This is a genomic window from Nocardia sp. No.11 (assembly GCF_038752175.1).
Taxonomy (GTDB): domain Bacteria; phylum Actinomycetota; class Actinomycetes; order Mycobacteriales; family Mycobacteriaceae; genus Nocardia; species Nocardia canadensis.
This window is the reverse complement of record NZ_JBCGFB010000221.1, coordinates 1-4,637: the sequence shown is the minus strand read 5'-3', so window position 1 is coordinate 4,637 and position 4,637 is coordinate 1. Positions and strand designations below refer to the sequence as shown.

Here is a 4,637-nt window from a genome sequence, read left to right as displayed (position 1 = left end):
ACGAGCGGGGGGTTGCACGCCACCGCGCGGTCGGTCAGCGCGAGCGGCGCCCTGCGGGTCCCGGCGTCGAAACCGCCCCCTGGCTGCGCAATCAGCTCACCCGCTGACGATGCGGCCGCCGTTGGTCGCCCGGGCGTTCCGGCCGGAGAGCGCGCGGGCCGCGTGACGGCACGCCGCAGCCGGCCGCGTGGGCTTGCTCAACACGATCGCAATACTCCATGATCACACCTACCTCTATGTTTCCGAGGCTTGTGTCGATGTTGAAAGCTCATGTTCTGGGCGCACGACGGCCAGGGGTGGGCGCGGCGAGAGAGGCAAGATTTCGTGAGTAGTAGTCGTATCCCCCGCTGGGCCGCGCAAGCGGCCATGTGCGCGGCCGTCGCCGGTGCCGCCGTCGCGGCACCGGTGCAGGCCGAGCCGCTGTGGCCCGGCGGTCCCGATGTGCCCGGCGTTCCGGCGATCATTCCCGCGCCGCCGCCGGAGCCGGTGGTCGCGCCGTGTAGTGAGAAGGCGCGCGCCTGCCTGCAGCTGTCCACCAACAATGCCTGGCTGATGGACAACGGCAAGGTGACCTACGGGCCGACCCCGATGTCGCACGGCCGTCCGGGTTACGAGACCCCGCCCGGCGTCTTCAAGGTGGCGTTCAAGAAGCCGTTCCACTGGAGCACCCTGCACAACGCGCCGATGGAGTACGCGGTGTTCTTCAACGGCGACATCGCCTATCACATCGGGCCCACCGAGGAGCAGTCCCACGGCTGCATCCGGCTGACGCCCGAAGGCGCCAAGGCGCACTACGAGTGGCTGGAACCGGGCGACGTCGTCGAAGTGGTGCCCTGAGTCGTCGCGAACCGAAGGGGAGGCCGGATCATCGGCCTCCCCTTTCTCATGCCACCGACACGGTCAGCGCGTCGAAGAGCCAGAGGTGGGCGGCACCGGAGGTCACCGTGGCGCCGGTGAGGGTCGCGGTGAGCCGCCAGTACCGGATTCCGGCACGTCTCCGGCGTGCTCCTCGCCAGGGGGATTGACGGCGTCGACGGCGAACGTGATTGTTCGCCGTCGACCTGACGGGACCGGTCGTCGGCACAGGTCACGCCGCGATCGGCTGTGACAGGACACCACTACCGGCCAGTAGTTCCACCAGGAAGTATCTGGATTCGAATTTCGCGAATCGGCCGATTTCCTTGCCGAGGGAAATGAGCGGGGCTACGTTACCCACATCACAGCAGAGGAGATCTGATTGTGATCCCCATCCCGGCCGACGGGTCCTCCATTTCCGGCGGGATGCTCATCGATCATGCAAGGAGATTTACCATGGGTTCGCTGACCGAGATAATGATGGCCGCCATTGCGGGATTGGGTTCGATGGTCGAGGGCGATGGACTCCTGGCGGTCTTCCTCGGCTCCGTCGAGGCATTCTTCCCGTAAAAACTGCCGGTGACACCCCCCTGCCGGACTCGTCGACGAGTCCGGCGACCCTCCCGAGGCAAGGACAATAACCATGGGATCTCTCTACGAANACACCCCCCTGCCGGACTCGTCGACGAGTCCGGCGACCCTCCCGAGGCAAGGACAATAACCATGGGATCTCTCTACGAATTGATGCAGACCGGCGCGGGCAGTTTGAGCGATGCCGTGCTGCCTTTCATCCAGGCGCTGATCACCGTCAGCGGCGGCACGCCGACGCCGGGTAAATAGCACACAGCGAAACAGCGCGGGGGCGGGCCGGTCACGGTCCGCCTCCGCCCCGTTTCCGACAACCCCTCTCACCCGAGCAGCACAGCATCAATAGCTGAACCGAATAACTGATCAACACCGCGCGGCGAGAAGAATGAGGATGCCGAACACTGCTCGAATCCGCGGAAAGTGGGGACCGGCGAACAGGCCGGCGCGCGACGGTTGCCACACGTCCACTCACTTCAGGCGCTGCGGTGGCGCCCCCGCAGCACACCGCCCCCATCGCGAGTGCCACCATCAGAACTCCCTCCGCCCCACCCGCGACGACGACTCATCGCAGATCAGGCCGACCACAGGTCGAAATCCACCCCACTTGACGCACTCGTCGTGAACAGCTCCGTTCGCAGCGTCCACCCGGAGTCGCCGTACCAGACAGTCGCCGTAACCACAGGTCACACGTAGCTCCGCCATGCCCGACGGCAATCGTCGGGGAGCTTCCAGAAGGAAAGAAAAGAATGAACGAATCACCATGAGTGAAACAGCGGGTTGCCACACTGTGGCGGCAGCGCTACGTTACCGGCATCACATCGAGTTACGACGTGATGACCGCCCCAGGAAGAGGGACCACCCCATTTTCGGGGGCATGACAACAGCGCAAGGAGATACTGCATGGGCTCGTTCGATGAGCTGCTACTCGGCGTACTGGGAGGAATGGCTTCCGCGAACCAAGGAGATCTTCTGCTCGAGACCTTCCTGGGCTCCGTCGAAGCGTTCTTCCCGTAATCCGAAAACACCCGCAGGAGTAATACATGGGTTCCCTCTACGAAATGTTCGCGACCGGCATGGCCAGTCTCGGCGATACCACCCTGCCCCTCGTCCAGGCGCTGATCTCCCTGAGCGGTGGCACGCCCATCGGCGGCTGATCCACCCGCCGACCTCAGGTTTCTCGACAATCAAGCAAGGAGTTCGACCATGGGTTCGTTGACAGAGCTGATGATGGCGGCGATCGCGGGCTTGGGTTCCGCGGCCGAAGGTGACGGCCTGCTCGCCGTCTTCCTGGGCTCGGTAGAAGCCTTCTTCCCGTAAACCGCCCACCCCACCGACCCTCAGGAGTACGACATGGGTTCCCTCTACGAACTGCTGGAGACCGGCGCCGGCAGCCTCAGCAATGCCGCGCTGCCCTTCATCCAGGCGCTGATCACCGTCAGCGGTGGCACGCCCACCCCGGGCAAATAATCACCAGCGCACGTAGTTTCAGCGCGGCGTGGGGGCAGGTCGCCCACCGGCCCGCCCCCGCATCCGCCCGAGAAGTCAGCAGGCTCGCATCATCATGAAGATCGACATGCTCCGCGCGCTCGTAGCGGCCGCCTGCGTCGTGGCTGTCGCCGCGACGCCCGTGTTCGTCGACACCGCGCAGGCCGGAGCCACCCCCGGCGCCCGGCTGGTCAGCCGGACCGAATCCGGCCAGGTCGCCGACATCAGCGTCTACTCCCCCGCCATGGATCGCACGATCGCGGTGCGCGTCCTGCGACCGGTCGATGCCTCGACCCCGGCGCCGACGTTGTACCTGCTCAACGGCGCGGGCGGCGGCGAGGACTCGGCCAACTGGCCGGGGCAGACCGATGCGGGCGGGTTCTTCGCCGACAAACACGTCAATGTCGTCATCCCGATGGAAGGCGCGTTCAGCTACTACACCGATTGGCTGCGCCCCGACGAGAAGCTCGGCAAGAACCTCGAGAACAACGGCCGCAACATGTGGACGACCTTCCTGACCCAGGAACTGCCGCCGGTCGTCGACGCCGCCTTCGGGACGAACGGCGTCAACTCGCTGGCGGGCATCTCGATGGCGGGCACCTCGGTCCTCGACCTCGCGATCCAGGCCCCCGATCTATACCGCAGCGTGTCGGCCTACAGCGGCTGCGCGATGACCAGCGACCCGATCGGGCGGGCCTTCGTCTCGACGGTGGTGCGTATGGGCGGCGGCGACGTCGAGAACATGTGGGGTCCGGTCACCGACGCCGCCTGGCGCGAACACGACCCCTTCGTCCAGGCCCACCGCTTGCCGAATATCCCGATGTACATTTCCGCCGGCACGGGTTTGCCCGGAATTCACGATACTCTCGACAATCCGCGCGTCCATATCAATGGAAAGAATCCGACCTCCATTCTGACGAATCAGATGATCGTCGGTGGCGGTATCGAGGCGGCGACGATGTATTGCACGGCCAATCTGGCTCAGCGCACCCGCGAACTCGGCCGCACGAATATCACCTACAACCTCCGGCCGACCGGCACCCATTCGTGGGGCTATTGGGAAGACGATCTGCACGAGTCGTGGCCGATGATGGCGACGGCACTCGGCCTGTGAGCGCCGAACTGCGCGTCGGCACCGAGCAGCTGCGCCCGCGCGACGCGGTGTTCGTCTACGACGAGACCGACCGCCACCTGTCCAACGTCGTCGGGGTGTACTTCGCCGACGCGTCGGACCGGGAACCGTTGACCCTCGGCGAGGTGCTGGACTGGGCGCGGGCGGGTATCGGGCACGCGGCGCTGTTCCACCGACGGCTCCAGCGCGTGCCGATGGATCTGGATCTGCCGTACTGGGTGCCCGATCCGTCCCTGTCGGTGCGCGAGCACGTCACCCTGACGCGGCCGGGGGCCGGAACCTGGGACGACGCGCGCGCCCGGATCGCCGAGATCACCGCAACGAGAATGGATCTGACGCGGCCGCCCTGGCAGATCCACGTGCTCGATCGCATCGAGGGTGTCCCGGCGATGCCGGGCCAGACCACGATCGTGGTGCTCGCGTTACATCACAGCGTCGGCGACGGCGTCGCCACCCGCGCGCTCGAGCAGCGGCTGTTCGGTACCGCCCCGGCGCCCGCGATCCGGCTCGACGAGCCGCGTCCGCTGGTGCGGGCGCTCCGGACGACCGCCGCGCTCCCGCTGCGGCCCGCGCAGTT

Annotated in this window: 3 protein-coding genes; all 3 read left to right on the top strand. The window is 66.2% G+C overall.

Features of this window, described 5'->3' with window-relative positions:
* Positions 1 to 324: 324 nt before the first annotated feature.
* Positions 325 to 837, top strand: a complete 513-nt coding sequence (locus V8688_RS31340) for a L,D-transpeptidase (protein ID WP_316575260.1) — start codon at positions 325 to 327, stop codon at positions 835 to 837.
* Positions 838 to 3,004: 2,167 nt separating this feature from the next.
* On the top strand, positions 3,005 to 4,042 hold the full coding sequence (locus V8688_RS31335) for an alpha/beta hydrolase family protein (RefSeq protein ID WP_316575261.1): 1,038 nt from the start codon (positions 3,005 to 3,007) through the stop codon (positions 4,040 to 4,042).
* The coding region (locus V8688_RS31330) for a wax ester/triacylglycerol synthase domain-containing protein (RefSeq protein WP_342802325.1) at positions 4,039 to 4,637 on the top strand (599 nt) is incomplete at its 3' end. The genes V8688_RS31335 and V8688_RS31330, both read left to right, overlap by 4 nt.

Bases quoted from the DNA above. Each gene is read 5' to 3' on its own strand.
- V8688_RS31335 (WP_316575261.1), top strand. From the start codon at position 3,005: ATGAAGATCGACATGCTCCGCGCGCTCGTAGCGGCCGCCTGCGTCGTG.